This window comes from Streptomyces sp. NPDC053560, assembly GCF_044544605.1.
Taxonomy (GTDB): domain Bacteria; phylum Actinomycetota; class Actinomycetes; order Streptomycetales; family Streptomycetaceae; genus Streptomyces.
Genome location: NZ_JBITXI010000011.1, coordinates 272673 through 289485, shown reverse-complemented (window position 1 = coordinate 289485; position 16813 = coordinate 272673). Strand labels below are relative to the sequence as shown.

Here is a 16813-nt window from a genome sequence, read left to right as displayed (position 1 = left end):
GCCGGTCAGTGGGCCGGCGACGGGTGACAGGCACATGGTGAGCAGGAGCGGTGTGACCAGAGGCGGCGGAGCCGACGGCGGACCGGCCGGGAAGCGGCCGGCCGCTTCTTCGCGCCTGCCCGCGACCTTGTGGCGCGCGACCGGCACGGCCCTCGCGGGGGTCGCCGCGATCGCTCTGCTGCTGGCCGGGTGCGAGACGACCGGCGACGGGGTGCGGTCCGAGGGTTCGGCCGCCGACTCGCCGGTGCCGTCCCGGGCCCGCGGCGATGCGCCGTCGCCCTCCCCCTCGTCGTCGGTGACGTACAAGAAGGTCGACGCGCGGGCGCTGCTGCGCGAGGACCCCAAGGTCGGCGCCGAGGTGAAGAAGACGCTGGCCAAGCCGTGCACGGCCGACGAATACCCGATCGACGTCACCTACGCGCCGCTGACCGGCAACAAGACGGCGGACGTCATCGTCAACGTGATGACCTGCGCGGACTCCGTCGGCATCGGGTCGTACGTGTACCGCAAGGGCGCCAAGGGCTACGAGAACGTCTTCACCAGCGAGGAGCCGCCGGTCTACGCCGCGGTCAGCAAGGGCGAGCTGGAGATCACCAAGCAGACGTACAAGACCGACGACGCGGTCTGCTGCCCCACGGGTGAGGATGTGATGACGTACCACTGGAAGAGCGACCGCTTCCGTGAGTACTCCCACTACTACACCGACTACAGCAAGACCGGCGACGGAACCGGGCCCAGCGCGACACCATCGGAGGATTGAGAACCCGCATGGCCGAGACCCATGTGCTCTTCGTCGAGGACGACGACGTCATCCGCGAGGCCACCCAACTCGCGCTGGAGCGGGACGGCTTCACGGTGACGGCCATGCCCGACGGGCTCTCGGGCCTGGAGGCGTTCCGTGCCGACCGGCCCGACATCGCCCTGCTGGACGTCATGGTGCCGGGCCTGGACGGGGTCAGCCTGTGCCGGCGGATCCGGGACGAGTCCACGGTCCCGGTGATCATGCTGTCCGCGCGCGCCGACTCCATCGACGTGGTGCTCGGCCTGGAAGCGGGCGCCGACGATTACGTCACCAAGCCCTTCGACGGCGCGGTACTGGTCGCCCGGATACGGGCGGTGCTGCGACGCTTCGGGCACGCGAGCGGCCCCGACGGCCGGAGCGGCGCGGGCAAGGAGACCGCCTCCGCGGCGGACGACGGGCTGCTGCGCTTCGGTGACCTGGAGGTGGACACCGAGGGCATGGAGGTGCGGCGGGCCGGCGAGCCGGTCGCGCTGACGCCGACCGAGATGCGGCTGCTGCTGGAGTTCTCCGACGCGCCGGGCACGGTGCTCTCCCGCGACCGGCTGCTGGAGCGCGTGTGGGACTACGGCTGGGGCGGCGACACCCGGGTCGTGGACGTCCACGTGCAGCGGCTGCGCGGCAAGATCGGCCAGGACCGCATCGAGACGGTCCGCGGCTTCGGCTACAAGCTGAGAGGCTGACCGCGGCGTGGTCGGACTCCCTCTGCGTACGGGACTGCGCTGGAAGCTCAGTGCGGCGATCGCGCTCGTCGGAGCGCTGGTCGCGATCGCACTGAGCCTCGTCGTGCACAACGCCGCCCGGGTCTCCATGCTCGACAACAGCCGCGACGTGCAGATCGAGCGGCTGAACTTCACCCAGCGGATCTACGAGACCACCAGCCGGCTGCAGTTCGGCGCCCGGCTGGACGACCCGAAGCTGCCCAAGGACCTGCGCGCCGAGGTCGCCGAGGGCCGGCGCGCCACCTTCCTGGAGGACAACGGCGAGGCCGCGCCGGAGGTGTGGGCCGCGGCACCGCTGGACGACGGCCGGGTGCTCTCCCTCCACAACGACTTCCCCGACCGTTTCACCGTCCTGGACGACCTGGACCAGGCGCTGTTCATCGGGTCCATCTCGGTGGTGGCGGCCGGCTGCGCGCTGGGCGTCCTGGTCGGCGGCCGGCTCTCCAAACGGCTCCGGAAGGCGGCAGCGGCGGCCCGCAAGCTCGCCGAGGGCGACACGTCCGTCCGGGTACGGGACCAGCTCCCCGGCCGGGTACGGGACGAGACGGACGAGCTGGCGCACGCCATGGACGCCATGTCGGACGCGCTGCAGACCCGTATCGAGGCCGAGCGGCGGGTGACGGCGGACATCGCGCACGAGCTGCGCACGCCGGTCACGGGACTGCTCACCGCGGCGGAGCTGCTGCCCCCCGGCCGCCCGACCGAGCTGGTCCGGGACCGGGCGCAGGCCATGCGCACGCTGGTCGAGGACGTGCTGGAGGTGGCCCGCCTGGACGGTTACGCCGAGCGCGCCGAGCTGCAGGACGTCGACCTCGGGGAGTTCGTCCGCCGGCGGGTGCGGGCGCTCGGCCCGGACATCCGGATCGAGGTGCTGCGGGACGCCGAGGTCAGCACCGACCCGCGCCGCCTGGAACGGATCCTCGGCAACCTCATCGCCAACGCCTCCCGGCACGGCAAACCGCCGGTCGAGGTCACGGTCGAGGGCCGCGTCATCCGCGTCCGCGACCACGGGCCCGGCTTCCCCGAGGCACTGCTCCGCGAGGGACCGAGCCGCTTCCGTACGGGCAGCAGCGACCGGGCGGGCCGCGGCCACGGCCTGGGCCTGACCATCGCGGCCGGCCAGGCCCGGGTCCTCGGCGCCCGGCTGACCTTCCGCAACGCGGAGGCCGCCGTGGACGGCACGAGCGGCGCCGTCGCCGTCCTCTGGCTGCCCGAGAACGCCCCGACCGCCACCGGCAGCTTCCCCGTGATCCAGCTGCCCGGCACGGAGGACTGACCCCAGGCTGGTGAAGCCGGCCAGGGTGCAGGTCTCCGTGCCGGACAAGTCGGCCGTCCGCAGCAGCTGCTCCGCGCGCTCGATGCGGCGCCTGCTGAGGTACTGGCCGGGGGTGCGGCCGTAGACCGCCTTGAAGGCGCGGACGAAGTGGTGGCGGGAGTAGCCGGCGTGCGCGGCCACCGCGTCCAGGTCGAGCGGCTCGGCCCAGTCACGGTCCGTCGCGTCCTTGGCGAGGCGCAGCTGCCGCAGATGGGCGAGGTGCGCCGTGCCGGGTGCGTGGTCCTCGTTCCGATGCTGACACGCACCACTGACAACGGCCCCGGCACCGTTTGCCGGTGCCGGGGCCGTTCTTCGCGTCGTGCCAGGTCAGACGCCCTGCGGAAGCTGTTCCTCGGCGACCGGGGCGGCGTCCTGCGACTCCTCGGCGGCCGGCTTGTCCGCCGGGCCGCCGCGCAGCGGCACCTCCTTGAGGAACCAGGCCGCGAGGAAGCCGATGACGCTGATGGCGGCGCCGCACAGGAAGACCAGGTGGGTGCCGTCCGCGACCGCGTGCAGATACGCGTCCTTCAGCGGGGCCGGGAGCTGCGCCAGGCCGCCGGGGTCGAGCTGCGAGCCGCCCTCCATGGCCTTGCCTGCGGCCGCGCCGCCCCGCTCGGTCATGGTGTTCTGCACCTGGTGGGTGAAGAGGGCGCCGAAGATCGCCACACCGAAGGAGCCGCCGATGGTGCGGAAGAGCGTGGCGGAGGAGGAGCCGACGCCCATGTCCTTCATCTCGACGCTGTTCTGCGCGATCAGCATGGTCGTCTGCATCAGGAAGCCCATGCCTGCGCCGAGCACGGCCATGTAGGCGCCCGAGGTGAAGCGGCTGGTGCCGGTGTCCATCAGGGACAGCAGGAAGAGACCCGCGGTGATCAGCGCGCCGCCGCCCACCACGAAGATCTTGTACCGGCCGCTGGTCGTGGTGATCCGGCCCGCGACCAGCGAGACGGCCATCATCGCCAGCAGCATCGGCAGGAGCAGCAGGCCCGAGTTGGTGGCCGAGGCGCCCTGGACGGACTGCTGGAAGAGCGGCAGGAAGGTCATCGACCCGAACATCACGAAGCCGACCAGGAAGCCGATCAGGGTGACGAGCGAGAAGTTGCCGTTGCGGAAGATGTGCAGCGGCAGGACGGGCTCGCTGACCTTGCGCTCGACGAACACGAAGGCGACGAGGGAGACCAGGCCGAGCGCGCCGAGGCCGACGATCTGCGCCGACAGCCAGTCGTACTCGGTACCGCCCCAGGTGGTGATCAGGACGAGCGCGGTGATGCCGATGGTGAGCAGCGCGGCGCCCACGTAGTCGATACGGGCCTGTGTGCGCTTCTTCGGCAGGTGCAGCACGGCCGTGACCATGACCAGGGCTATCGCGCCGAGCGGCAGGTTGATGTAGAAGCTCCAGCGCCAGCCGAGGTGGTCGGTGATGGTGCCGCCGACGAGCGGGCCGCCGATCATGGCGACGGCCATGACGCCGGCCATCATGCCCTGGTACTTGCCGCGCTCCCGGGGCGGGATCAGGTCACCGATGATCGCCATGACGCCGACCATCAGGCCGCCGGCGCCCAGGCCCTGGACCGCGCGGAAGGCGATGAGCTGGCCCATGTCCTGGGCCATGCCGGAGAGCGCCGAGCCGATCAGGAACAGCACGATGGACGCGAGGAAGACGCCCTTGCGGCCGTACATGTCGCCGAGCTTGCCCCAGATGGGCGTGGAGGCGGCGGTGGCGAGGGTGTAGGCGGTGACCACCCACGAGAGGTGTTCGAGGCCGCCCAGCTCGCCCACGATCGTCGGCATGGCCGTGCCCACGATCATGTTGTCGAGCATCGCGAGCAGCATCGCGATCATCAGTGCGAAGAGCACCACACGGACGCTCGCGGGCTGTCTGCCACCGGTGTCCGTCGGCGCGGCGGCCTGGGTTGCGGCCATCACTCCCCCGTTCAAGGTACTTACTTGCCGCCCGGCAAGTTTGCTTACGATGAGGACGGTAAGAGAGAAACTAGCCGGGCGTCAAGTAAGTTTTGCCCCGCCCCGCCTGACCAGGGATAGCCTGCGAGACCGGCACCGACGAGGTAGGAGAGCACCATGGGCACAGGACACGCGCGCAGGGGCAACACCCGGCAGCGCATTCAGGACGTGGCCCTGGACCTCTTCGCCCAGCAGGGGTACGAGAAGACCTCGCTGCGGGAGATCGCCGAGCGGCTGGAGGTCACCAAGGCCGCCCTGTACTACCACTTCAAGACCAAGGAAGACATCGTCATCAGCCTCTTCGAGGACCTGGCCAGGCCCTGCGACGAGCTGATCGAATGGGCCGCCGGCCGGCCGCGGACGCTGGAGACGAAGCAGGAGGTCGTCCGCCGCTACAGCGAGGCGCTGCGCGACGCCGCACCGCTCTTCCGCTTCATGCAGGAGAACCAGGCCACCGTCCGCGACCTCAGCATCGGCGAGTCGTTCAAGGAACGCATGCTGACGATGGTCGGCCTCCTCAAGGAGCCGGAGGCCGAGCTGACGGACCAGGCGCGCTGCATCACCGCACTGGTGTCGCTGCACGCCGGCATGTTCGCCATGCAGAACGTCGAGGGCGACCCCGAGGAGAAGCGCAAGGCCATCCTCGAGGTCGCCCTCGAATTGGTCACCGCGGCGAATCATCCCGCGGCATCTTGAGTTCTGCTCTTCCGGCGGCTCAGAGGTTCACGTGCTCGCCGCGCAGGAAGTCCACCGGCTCGACACCGGAGCCGTAGTTCGGGCCGGTACGGACCTCGAAGTGCAGGTGCGGACCGGTGGAATTACCGGTGCTGCCGGAAAGCCCGATCTGCGTACCGGCGGAGACCTTCTGGCCCACCTGGACCTGGATCTTCGAAAGGTGCGCGTACTGGGTGTACGTGCGGTCACCGTGCTTGATCACAATGGCATTGCCGTACGCGGGACCGTCACCGCCGCCGTTCGGGCCCGCCTTCACGACGGTGCCTTCGTGCGCGGCCTTCACCTCGGTACCGGTGGGCACCACGAAGTCCTGGCCGCTGTGGCCGTGCGACCAGTGGCTGCCGGCCAGACCGAACTTCTCGCCGATGCCGTACTTGTCCACCGGCTTCTCCCAGCCGTTGGTCTTCTGCAGCTGGCGCTGGGCACGCTCGTGCCGGTCAGCGGCCGCCTTGGCGCGGTCGGCCTTGGCCTTCTTCTCCGCGTCGATCGCCTTCTTCTGCGCGTCGGCCTGCGCGCTCACCGTGCTCCCCACGTCCGTGGAGAGGCCCTGGAGCGAAACCGCGCCGCCGTCCATCGCCGAAGCAGCACCGGCACCCAGCGCGAGGGAGGCGCCCATGCCCGCCACCAGAACAGTGGCGCGGGTACGCAGGGCGGGCTTCTTCGAATACCGGGTGAGGGAGAACTTCGACATGCGGGAATTACCTCCGAAAGAAAAGACTCCCGGCCGGGACCAACCGGGATCGCCATTCCTTGGTAACCCCCACCCGCAGACCTGCCAAGGGCCCTTTCTACTACCCGATGCCGTATCAGCAGCTGCGGGAATCAGCCCCTTGCGCTACCCCCTCCATTCGCTTCAAAACATCCCCGCCGACTTCTTTCTGGGCCCGCTCCCCGTCGTCGAATTCGGCTCCCACCAGCGGTTCCCTTGATCCTCGACTTCCCTGCCGCAGAACCCTGCCACCCCCCTGCCGAAAGTCCCACGGCGCTGAGGAACTACGCCCCACGAAACCGGCCGCCGCCTTTCCTATCTCCTTTAGTAGGCCCGAAATCCGCTGTGCGTCATGTCACCGAACCCCCCGTTGTGCGCGCTTTGCGCGAGGCCCTTGGTATGTCCGTTTCGGGACCAAGGGCCTGTGACCCCGGTAACCTGAAAGGCACATTCGGCCGGCACAGGAGGGGGAGCCCGGCATGGAACCGGCGGCACTGGGGGCCCGGCTGGCGTCGTCCGCCGTGGCGCCGCTCATGAAGAAGCTCTTCGTGAAGGAGGGGCCCGGCGCGGGGCTCGTGGAGCGGCCGGTACGGGTGTCGGCGCTGGTGTCGTTCACGGGCGAGAAGCGCACACTCACCGAGGGCGATCTGCGGAAGATCGCCGAGGAGCTGGTGGCCCGCGCGGTACGGGCCGCGGGGCCCGGCGAGCGGCCCGTACCCGCCGATGAGGAGGCCGCCGTCGCCGACGCGCTCGCGCGGACCCTGTACGGCCTCGGCACGCTGGACATGGACGACGTGCAGGCCGTGCGGCTCGGCGCCCCGGCGCTCGCCGGCCGGCTGCGGCAAAAGACGGGCCAGGTGCCGCTGAGCGCCCTCTCGCGGGACGCGGAGCAGCTGTACGACGCCCTGCTGGGCGCCGCCTGCCTGCACATCGTGCACTTTTTCAGCCGGCGGTCGACGTTCGTCGCACGCACCCTCGTCGACCAGAGCCGCAGCCTGGACCGGCTCATCGCACTGACGGACGAGCTGATCGCACGGAACCCGACCCAGCTGGCCGCGGACACCGCCTTCGAGCGGGACTACCTCGCGTACCTCGGGAAGAAGCACGGCCGGCTGACGATCTACGGCATCGACCTGGCGCATTCGCCGGACCGGTGGCCGCTGGACGCGGCGTATCTGAGCCTGCGCGCGACGTACGCGCCGCAGGGCCCCGGCCGGGACGCCGAGGACGCGTACGACGGCCTGCCGGACGTCCCCGCGCCGCCCGCCCCGCCGGTCCGCGCCGACCACGCGCTGGCCGGGCGCGACCGGATCCTGCTGCGCGGCGTCGCCGGGTCGGGCAAGAGCACGCTGGTGCAGTGGCTCGCGGTCACCTGCACCCCGGCGGGCGACGCCACCGCCCTGCCGCACCTCTACGGCCGCGTCCCCTTCGTCCTCCCCCTGCGGACCCTCCAGCGCGCCGGGGGCGGCCTCCCCACGCCGGACGGCTTCCTCGCGGCCGTCGGCTGCCCGGTGTCCGGCGCGCAGCCGGCCGGCTGGGCGCACCGGGTGCTGGCGAGCGGCCGCGGGCTGGTCCTCGTGGACGGGCTGGACGAGATACCGGAGCGGGAGCGCGACCGGGCCCGGCAGTGGCTGCGCGACCTCCTCGACGCGTTCCCCCACAACCTGTGGATGGTGACCTCGCGCCCCTCCGCCGTCCGCGAGGACTGGCTCGCGGCCGAGGGCTTCACCGAACTGACGCTCGCCCCGATGGGCCGGGACGAGGTGGCCGCGTTCATCGGGCGCTGGCACGCCGCAGCGCGCGCCGACGCGCCCGCGGACGAGGACCGGCTCGCCGCGTACGAGCAGTCACTGCTGCACGCCGTACGCACCAAGCAGGACCTGGGACGGCTGGCGACCAACCCGCTGATGTGCGGACTCGTCTGCGCCCTTCACCGCGACCGGCGCGGCTACCTGCCGCACGGGCGCAAGGAGCTGTACGACGCGGCGCTCACGATGCTGCTGTCGCGCCGCGATCGGGAACGCGACATGAACGGCCCGGACGGCATCGAGCTGAGCGACGAACCGCAGATCCAGCTGCTCCAGCGGCTCGCGTACTGGCTCATCCGGAACGGCCGCGCCGAGCTGGACCGGGAGCACGCCGAGCGCATCGTCGCGGACGCGCTGCCCGCCGTACCGGCGGCGGCCGCCCAGGGGGACGCCGGCGCGGTCTTCCGGCACCTGCTGCTCCGCAGTGGCCTGCTGCGCGAACCCACACCCGGCGCCGTCGACTTCGTGCACCGCACGTTCCAGGACTACCTGGGCGCGCGGGCCGCCGTCGAGGAGTGGGACATCGGCCTCCTGATCGCCCACGCGCACGACTCCCAGTGGGAGGACGTGATCCGGATGGCGGTCGCACACGGACGGCCGCGCGAACGGGCTGAGATCCTCAGCGAGTTGCTGGCCCGCGCGGACGCGGCGAACGGCGAGGACGAGCGCCCGGTACGCATCCGCATCCTGCTCCTCGCCCTGGCCTGCCTGGAACACGCCTCCGAACTGGACCCGGCGGTCCGCAGAGCCGTGGAGGACCGCACGGCGGAACTCCTGCCGCCCCGCTCGGCGGAGGAGGCCCGTGAACTGGCGGCCGCCGGGCCCCTGGTATTGGAACTCCTGCCGGGACCCGAGGGGTTGACCGAGGACGAGGCCGTCGCCGTCACGGTCGCGGCCTCGAACGTGGAGTCGGAGCGGGCGATGGCGGTACTGACCCGATTCCGGGACCACCCGGCGCTGCGGGTCCGCTCACAACTGGTGTGGGCCTGGCACCGGTTTCCCGCGGAGCGGTACGCGGAGGAGGTGGTCCGGCACCTGACCCCGGACGATCTGATGTTCTCGGTCCACACCGACGAACATCTCCGGCTGCTGCGGGAGGCCGGGGGCCGGGAGCAGTTCGACATCCGCAGCAGGGTCACCCAGGAGGCGCTGGCGTCCTACGCCCGTGAGTTCGGCGCCCGTTTCCTCCGGATCGAGGCGAACGACATCCACGACCTCGGGTTCCTGCGCGACACCCCCCGGCTCGCCGAGCTGATCCTCTACGACGCCCCGCGCATCAGCGACCTCTCGCCGCTCGCCGGCTTGCCGTTGAAGCGCCTCGGCCTGTTTCACCTCCCCGGGCTCCGGGAGCTGCGCCCCCTCGCCTCGCTGTCCGGACTCACCAACCTGACGGTCCACCTGCCGGACATCGCCTGGAGCCCCGACGACCTGCCGAAGGACGCTCCGCTCGAGCGTCTGCGGCTGGGCGGCACCGCTTCCCGCGACTGGTCGGGGCCGCTCGTCGTACGGGCGTGGCCAGGGCTGCGGCGGCTCCTGCTCGACTCCCGGGCCTGCCCCCGGGACGCCGCGGGCTGGGAGGCGATCGCGGCACTGGACTCGCTGACGCACCTCAGCATGGGCGTCGACGGCCTCGCCACCTGCCCGGCCGGGCTCACGCTCCCCGGCCTGGTCACTCTCCGGCTCTTCGATCCCACGGGAGCGTTCATCGACCGGGAAGCCGTCGCGCGCCACTTCCCGGGCCTGGAAACGCTCGACGTCGTCGGACCGCCCGGTGCTGCCCCGGCCCCCTCACAATCCCGCCCCGCTCCCCTACCCTGAGCCCCAACCGCGTTGCAAACGCCCACCAGTTACCGGGGGACACCACCTCATGGATCCCACGACCGCCGCCTCCCGCCTCGTGCCCGGACACGTCGGGCCGCTCGTCAGAACGCTGTTCGTGAGCGCGGACGAGGATCCGGCGGCGGGGGTGGCGGACGACCGGCCGGTTCCCGTGGCGCGGCTCGTCGTCTTCCGCGGGGAGAAGCCCGCGCTCACCGACGAGGACCTCGAACGCCTGGCGGAGCGGCTCCTGGAGCCCGCCGAGCCCGACGAGGCGGCGCGCATGCCCGTGGCCGGCGCGCTGGCCCGTACGCTCGCCGCGCTCGCCGCGTCCGAGCTGGACGACTGGCAGGCCGTACGGCTGCGGCCCGGCGACTTCGCGCAGCGGATGCGGGCCGCCGTGCCGGACGTGGAGCACGGGCTGAGCGACGACCGCCGCGCGCTGTACCGGGCCGTGCTCGACACCGTGGCGGTGCACATCCTGCACTTCTTCACCCGGCGGTCGGACTTTGTGGCGCGCACCCTCGTGGAGGAGACGCGGCGGCTGGCGGAGCTGGCGGCGGGCCAGGACGGCCCCGGCGCGGGTGCGGAGCCCGTACTCCACGAGGCCCTTCGCGACGACGGGCCCCTCCCGGCCGGGGCGGCCCCGGACGAGGCCGCCTTCGAGGCGCGGTACGCACGGGACGTCGCCGTGCTCCACAACCACCTCACGATCTTCGGCATCGACCTCGCGCACTCCCCGGACAGCTGGCCGCTGGACGCCGCGTATCTGGGCCTCCAGTGCGAGCGCGGCCAGCCGGAGATGTCGGGTCCGCCCGCCCGCGAGCGGCAGGATCCCGGCCCGCAGGCCCCGCCCGTCCCCGCCGAACAGGCGCTGGCCGGGCTGGACAGGGTGCTCGTACGGGGCGTCGCGGGGTCCGGCAAGACGACCCTGCTGCAGTGGCTCGCGGTCGGCACGGCCCGCGACGAGCTGCCGCCGGCGCTGAGCGCCGAGCTGGCCGGCCGGGTGCCGTTCCTGCTGCCCGTACGGCGGTTCGCCTCGCGCTCCGGCATACCGTCACCGGACGGCTTCCTGGACGCCATGGGACATCCGGGCGCGGACGCGCAGCCGGCCGGCTGGGCGGAGCGGGTGCTGCGCGCCGGCCGCGGGCTGCTGCTCGTGGACGGGGTGGACGAGGCCCAGGAGGACGACCGCGAGCTGCTGCGGACGCGGCTGCGGGAGTGGACGTCCCGGTACCCCGGCAATGTGTGGCTGGTGACCTCCCGGCCGTCCGCCGTACCGGAGGACTGGCTGGCCTCCGACGGCTTCACCGAGCTGCGGCTGGCACCGATGAGCCGGGAGGACGTCGCGGCGTTCATCCAGCGCTGGCACCGGGCCGCCGCCCAGCAGTCGCCCGCCGACCTGGACCGGCTCGGCCACTACGAACGCACACTGCTGAACGCCGTACGCATCACCCGGGACCTGGGGCGGCTGGCGACCAATCCGCTGATGTGCGGCCTGCTGTGCGCGCTCCACCGGGACCGGCGCGGCTATCTGCCCAACGGCCGCAAGGAGCTGTACGACGCGGGCCTGTCGATGCTGCTGGAGCGGCGGGACCGGGAACGGGCGATGGTCCCCACCGACGCCATCGACCTGCCGCGCCGGCCGAAGGTCCAGCTGCTGCAGAAGCTGGCCCACTGGATGCTGGTCAACGGACGGTCCGAGATCGGCCGGGACGTGGCCGTCGAGACCCTCGCCCGGCATCTGCCCGCCATCCCCGACGCGTCCCGGCAGGGCGACGCCGAGGACGTCTACCGGCATCTGCTGAACCGTACGGGGCTGCTGCGCGAGACGACGCCCGGCACGGTGGACTTCGTGCACCGCACGTTCCAGGACTATCTGGCCGCGCGGGCCACCGTGCAGCAGCACGACTTCGCGCTGCTGCTGGACCACGCGCACCACACGGAGTGGGAGGACGTCATCCGGATGGCCGTCGCCCTCGCCCGGCCCGACGAGTGCGCCCAGCTGCTGAACGGCCTGCTGGCCCCGCACCCGGGCGTACGGGCCGCGGAGGCCCGGCACCGCAAGCTGCTGGCCGCCGCCTGCCTGGAGCACGCCACCGAGCTGGACCCGGAGGTCCGGTGGCGGGTGCAGCGCTTCACCCGCGACATGATGCGGCCGACCACGCCCGCCGGGGCGCGTGCGCTGGGCTGGATCGGGCCGATCGTCCTGGAGATGCTGCCGGATCCGGCCTCGGCCACCGACGCGGAGGCGTACCTCCTCGCGCTCACCGCCACCTCCATCGGCGACGACATGGCCATCGACTACCTCACGGCGCTGCGCGAACGGCCGCACCTGGACGTACGGGCGCAGCTGGCGAGCGCCTGGCGGAAGTACGACACCGAGCGGTACGCCCGCGAGATCATCGCCCACCTCGACGACACCGAGCTGTACTTCCCGGTCTCCGACCTGGAGGAGCTGCACGCGCTGCGCCGGCTGGGCGGCCGGCCGCACCTCCAGATCGCCGGCCGGTTCACGCCCGACCAGCTCATCGAGGGCATCGTCGCCGGGCCGCTCACCCGGCTGTGGCTCTCCTACGACCTGGGCGTCCCGATGGACTGGCTGACCGCCTTTCCGCACCTGGACACGCTGCTGATCGGCAGCCGCCTCCCCCGCCCGTCCGGCGTCCCCGAAGGCATCGAGGTCGTGGAGCTGTAGAGCCCGTACGGCGCCCGACTGCCGATCTTCGGCCGGCGGCCGAGGGCGGTCCCGAAAACGCCGCTGCCCCGGAACCACCTGGTGGTTCCGGGGCAGCGGACGGGGCTCGCGCTTACGCGTCCTTGTTCAGGTTCGGGCCCGAGCCGCCGGTGGCGGACTCGATCGGCGGGGCATCGGGCAGGGCCGACTTCTCCTCGCCGCGGAAGGTGAACTTGGCGTTCTCCCCCTCGCCCTCGACATCGACGACCACGATGTGGCCCGGACGCAGGTCGCTGAAGAGGATCTTCTCCGACAGGGCGTCCTCGATCTCGCGCTGGATCGTCCGGCGCAGCGGGCGGGCGCCCAGCACCGGGTCGTATCCGCGCTTGGCGAGCAGCGACTTGGCCTCGGTGCTGAGCTCGATGCCCATGTCCCGGTCCTTGAGGCGCTCGTCCACCTTGGCGATCATCAGGTCGACGATCTGGATGATGTCTTCCTCGGTGAGCTGGTGGAAGACGACCGTGTCGTCGACACGGTTGAGGAACTCCGGCCGGAAGTGCTGCTTCAGCTCTTCGTTGACCTTGTTCTTCATCCGCTCGTAGCCGGTCTTCACATCGCCCTGGGCGGCGAAGCCCAGGTTGAAGCCCTTGGAGATGTCCCGGGTGCCGAGGTTCGTCGTCATGATGATGACGGTGTTCTTGAAGTCCACGACCCGGCCCTGGGAGTCGGTCAGACGACCGTCCTCCAGGATCTGCAGCAGGGAGTTGAAGATGTCCGGGTGCGCCTTCTCGACCTCGTCGAAGAGGACCACGGAGAACGGCTTGCGGCGGACCTTCTCGGTCAGCTGGCCGCCCTCTTCGTAGCCCACGTAGCCGGGGGGCGAACCGAAGAGCCGGGAGACCGTGTGCTTCTCGCTGAACTCCGACATGTCGAGGGAGATCAGCGCGTCCTCGTCGCCGAAGAGGAACTCGGCGAGCGTCTTGGACAGCTCGGTCTTACCGACACCGGACGGGCCCGCGAAGATGAACGAGCCGCCGGGGCGCTTCGGGTCCTTCAGGCCGGCACGCGTACGCCGGATGGCCTGCGAGAGCGCCTTGATGGCGTCCTTCTGGCCGATGACGCGCTTGTGCAGCTCGTCCTCCATGCGCAGCAGACGCGAGGACTCCTCCTCGGTGAGCTTGAAGACCGGGATGCCCGTGGCCGTGGCCAGCACCTCGGCGATCAGCTCGCCGTCCACCTCGGCGACGACGTCCATGTCGCCGGCCTTCCACTCCTTCTCCCGCTTCGCCTTCGCGGCCAGGAGCTGCTTCTCCTTGTCGCGCAGGCCCGCGGCCATCTCGAAGTCCTGCGAGTCGATCGCGGACTCCTTCTCCCGGCGCACGTCGGCGATCTTCTCGTCGAACTCGCGGAGGTCCGGCGGCGCGGTCATCCGGCGGATGCGCATCCGGGAGCCGGCCTCGTCGATCAGGTCGATCGCCTTGTCCGGCAGGAAGCGGTCGGAGATGTACCGGTCGGCCAGCTGAGCGGCCTGGACCAGCGCCTCGTCCGTGATCGAGACCCGGTGGTGCGCCTCGTAGCGGTCGCGCAGGCCCTTGAGGATCTCGATGGTGTGCGGCAGCGACGGCTCCGCTACCTGGATCGGCTGGAAGCGGCGCTCCAGGGCCGCGTCCTTCTCCAGGTGCTTGCGGTACTCGTCGAGCGTGGTCGCACCGATGGTCTGCAGCTCACCGCGGGCCAGCATCGGCTTCAGGATGCTGGCGGCGTCGATCGCGCCCTCGGCGGCACCCGCACCCACCAGGGTGTGGAGCTCGTCGATGAACAGGATGATGTCGCCGCGGGTGCGGATCTCCTTGAGCACCTTCTTCAGGCGCTCCTCGAAGTCACCGCGGTACCGGGAGCCGGCGACCAGGGCGCCCAGGTCGAGGGTGTAGAGGTGCTTGTCCTTGAGGGTCTCGGGCACCTCGCCCTTGACGATGGCCTGGGCCAGGCCCTCGACGACCGCCGTCTTGCCGACGCCGGGCTCGCCGATGAGGACCGGGTTGTTCTTCGTACGCCGGGACAGCACCTGCATGACCCGCTCGATCTCCTTCTCGCGCCCGATGACCGGGTCGAGCTTGGACTCACGAGCGGCCTGCGTGAGGTTGCGGCCGAACTGGTCCAGGACGAGGGAGGTCGAGGGCGTGCCCTCGGCGGGGCCGCCGGCGGCGGCCGTCTCCTTGCCCTGGTAGCCGGAGAGCAGCTGGATGACCTGCTGCCGCACCCGGTTCAGATCGGCGCCCAGCTTCACGAGGACCTGGGCGGCGACGCCCTCGCCCTCGCGGATCAGGCCGAGCAGGATGTGCTCGGTGCCGATGTAGTTGTGGCCGAGCTGGAGGGCCTCGCGGAGCGACAGCTCCAGGACCTTCTTGGCACGGGGAGTGAAGGGAATGTGACCGGACGGGGCCTGCTGGCCCTGGCCAATGATCTCCTCCACCTGCTGGCGGACCGCCTCGAGCGAAATCCCGAGGCTCTCCAGGGCCTTAGCGGCGACACCCTCACCCTCATGGATCAGGCCCAGGAGAATGTGCTCGGTGCCGATGTAGTTGTGGTTGAGCATCCGGGCTTCTTCCTGAGCCAGGACGACAACCCGCCGCGCGCGGTCGGTGAACCTCTCGAACATCGTTAATCGCTCCTCAGAGCGGTCAGGCAGTTAGGGGTCGGTCCCCTCCCTGTCCTTCCGCATGCTAGTCCCGCGGGGCGGGACAGCTCATTCCAACTGCCGACACCCGTCCTTGGCCTCCTGCCCCGAACAGCCGACATCTGCTCCAACCCGATGGTGCGAGACGATGTTCCCGCAGGCCAGGCATATACGCCCCATGCCAGTACGCCCATGGCGAACGCCGCAGCTCCCGACACGCCCGCGCCCATGGCGCGCGTATCGCGAACATCCCGCTCATCGCTGCGTTTCATCGTCCCTCCCCTCGCGAAAAGTCTTACCCGCTGCCTCTGACAGTCCATCCGCGCGGCCCGCCCTGCTCCGCTACGGGCGAACACCCTTGCGCCGTTTAGCGCGTCCGCACGCCCGTCCTATACCCACCCGGCGAGCACGGTACGTATCCGAGGCTCAACCCAGCGTAACTTCTGAGCATTTAGGCAGTTGCACCGGTCATGGCCATCGCGCTCCCGCGCCCCCGCGAACCGCTGCACGCCGCAGACTCCGGCGCGCGGCGGTGGTACGAGCAGACGCTCGGCTGGCCGACGGACGGCGGCACGCGGCTCGGGCTGCGCACGGGGATCCGCTTCGACGTCCTGGAGATGCCCGCGGACGCCGGCTTCGCCACGCTGCGCCGTGCGGGCCGTACGGGCCCCGTCGCGCTCGGCGGGAGCGAGAAGCCCGCAGACGGCTCCCAGCGGTCCGGAGAACCGGTCCTGCGCTTCCTGGTGGCCGCAGACGCGGCGGAGGAGCTGCCAGGGGTACTGGAGTGGCTGGAGTGGGGCTCGGTGGACCTTGAGCTGACCGCTCTCGGCTCCGGTGACCTGATGCCCGCGCCCCCGCCCGTTGCGCCGTGGACGCCGGCCGCGCACGGCGGGGCGGCGCCGGTACCGGCAGCGGGGCCCGGGCTGCCTGCGGGGATCGGTCCGCGAGGAGCGTGGGTGCGGCCTCCGGAGCCGGGCTGCGATGTCGAGGCGACGCTGCCCTCCACGGGGAGCGGGGCAGGCCTCGGGGGCGGTGGTGGGGTTCCCCGTACGTCACGTATGGGGCGCGCCCCCGACCTCGTACGGCTCGTGAGCGTGGCGGCAACGGAATGCCACCGGGCCCGGTTGCTGCGCGCAGGAAAAGGTCGAACGGACAGCTTCCGCTGTGATCAGCCGTTGGCCTTCTCGTACGCCTCACGGACCGTCGCGGGGACGCGGCCGCGGTCGTTGACCTCGTAACCGTTCTCCTTGGCCCACTTACGGATCTCAGCGGTGTCCTTGTTGCCGGAGGAAGCGGCACGCGCCTTGCCACGGCCGCTCGCGGCACGGCCGGTACGGCGGCCGGCCTTCACGAACGTCTCAAGGGCGTCGCGCAGCTTCTCCGCGTTGCCGGTGCTGAGGTCGATCTCATAGGACTTACCGTCGAGCGCGAACGTCACGGTCTCGTCCGCCTCGCCACCGTCGAGGTCGTCGACAAGAAGAACCTGAACCTTCTGTGCCACCGGTTTCCCTTTCATCGAATGTGGATTACGACGGAAAGCAAACCGCTTTTCCGGGAAAAACACAAACCCCCGGGTCGGGTTCAGTTGCGG

The 16813-nt window shown here is 71.1% G+C and carries 11 protein-coding genes and 1 pseudogene; 7 read left to right on the top strand and 5 right to left on the bottom strand.

Features of this window, described 5'->3' with window-relative positions:
• The first annotated feature begins 52 nt into the window (after window positions 1–52).
• From ACIGQF_RS26990 to cseC, 3 genes are read left to right on the top strand one after another with little or no spacing between them, the layout of a single operon-like run.
• Entirely contained in the window at window positions 53–760 is a 708-nt protein-coding gene (locus ACIGQF_RS26990; protein WP_399715026.1) for a hypothetical protein, read from the top strand.
• Window positions 761–768: 8 nt separating this feature from the next.
• On the top strand, window positions 769–1482 hold the full coding sequence (gene cseB, locus ACIGQF_RS26985; RefSeq protein WP_399715024.1) for a two-component system response regulator CseB: 714 nt from the start codon (window positions 769–771) through the stop codon (window positions 1480–1482).
• Window positions 1483–1489: 7 nt separating this feature from the next.
• Entirely contained in the window at window positions 1490–2797 is a 1308-nt protein-coding gene (cseC, locus tag ACIGQF_RS26980) for a two-component system sensor histidine kinase CseC (RefSeq protein WP_361552518.1), read from the top strand.
• On the opposite strand, the pseudogene ACIGQF_RS26975 reads toward cseC, so the two are convergent.
• A pseudogene (locus tag ACIGQF_RS26975) lies at window positions 2795–3046 on the bottom strand (helix-turn-helix transcriptional regulator); the annotation flags it as partial. The gene cseC and the pseudogene ACIGQF_RS26975 sit on opposite strands and share 3 nt — an antisense overlap.
• A gap of 117 nt (window positions 3047–3163) precedes the next feature.
• Complete coding sequence (locus tag ACIGQF_RS26970; protein WP_399715020.1) at window positions 3164–4759, bottom strand: MDR family MFS transporter; 1596 nt, start codon at window positions 4757–4759, stop codon at window positions 3164–3166.
• Between the two features lie 156 nt (window positions 4760–4915).
• Here ACIGQF_RS26970 and ACIGQF_RS26965 point away from each other — a divergent pair, with 156 nt between their 5' ends.
• The gene (locus ACIGQF_RS26965; RefSeq protein ID WP_361552526.1) at window positions 4916–5494 is read left to right on the top strand and encodes a helix-turn-helix domain-containing protein; all 579 of its coding nucleotides are present in this window, start codon (window positions 4916–4918) and stop codon (window positions 5492–5494) included.
• 19 nt (window positions 5495–5513) lie between these two features.
• On the opposite strand, the gene ACIGQF_RS26960 is transcribed toward ACIGQF_RS26965, so the two are convergent.
• Window positions 5514–6224 (bottom strand): M23 family metallopeptidase, encoded by a 711-nt coding sequence (locus ACIGQF_RS26960; RefSeq protein WP_399715018.1) that lies wholly within the window; start codon window positions 6222–6224, stop codon window positions 5514–5516.
• Between the two features lie 497 nt (window positions 6225–6721).
• On the opposite strand from ACIGQF_RS26960, the gene ACIGQF_RS26955 reads away from it, so the two are divergent.
• Window positions 6722–9868: an NACHT domain-containing protein gene (locus ACIGQF_RS26955; protein ID WP_399715015.1), complete on the top strand. Its 3147-nt coding sequence runs from the start codon at window positions 6722–6724 to the stop codon at window positions 9866–9868.
• 49 nt (window positions 9869–9917) lie between these two features.
• Window positions 9918–12566, top strand: a complete 2649-nt coding sequence (locus tag ACIGQF_RS26950) for an NACHT domain-containing protein (RefSeq protein ID WP_399715012.1) — start codon at window positions 9918–9920, stop codon at window positions 12564–12566.
• Between the two features lie 112 nt (window positions 12567–12678).
• Here ACIGQF_RS26950 and ACIGQF_RS26945 read toward each other — a convergent pair whose 3' ends face one another.
• Entirely contained in the window at window positions 12679–15204 is a 2526-nt protein-coding gene (locus tag ACIGQF_RS26945) for an ATP-dependent Clp protease ATP-binding subunit (protein ID WP_361552538.1), read from the bottom strand.
• Between the two features lie 488 nt (window positions 15205–15692).
• On the opposite strand from ACIGQF_RS26945, the gene ACIGQF_RS26940 reads away from it, so the two are divergent.
• Window positions 15693–16460 carry an SCO3374 family protein gene (locus tag ACIGQF_RS26940; protein WP_399715009.1) on the top strand — a complete coding sequence of 256 codons (768 nt, stop codon included), beginning with the start codon at window positions 15693–15695 and terminating at the stop codon, window positions 16458–16460.
• On the opposite strand, the gene ACIGQF_RS26935 is transcribed toward ACIGQF_RS26940, so the two are convergent.
• A complete protein-coding gene (locus ACIGQF_RS26935) occupies window positions 16391–16723 on the bottom strand; it encodes an Lsr2 family protein (protein ID WP_030621700.1) in 333 nt (110 codons plus the stop codon). The genes ACIGQF_RS26940 and ACIGQF_RS26935 overlap by 70 nt on opposite strands.
• Between the last annotated feature and the right edge of the window lie 90 nt (window positions 16724–16813).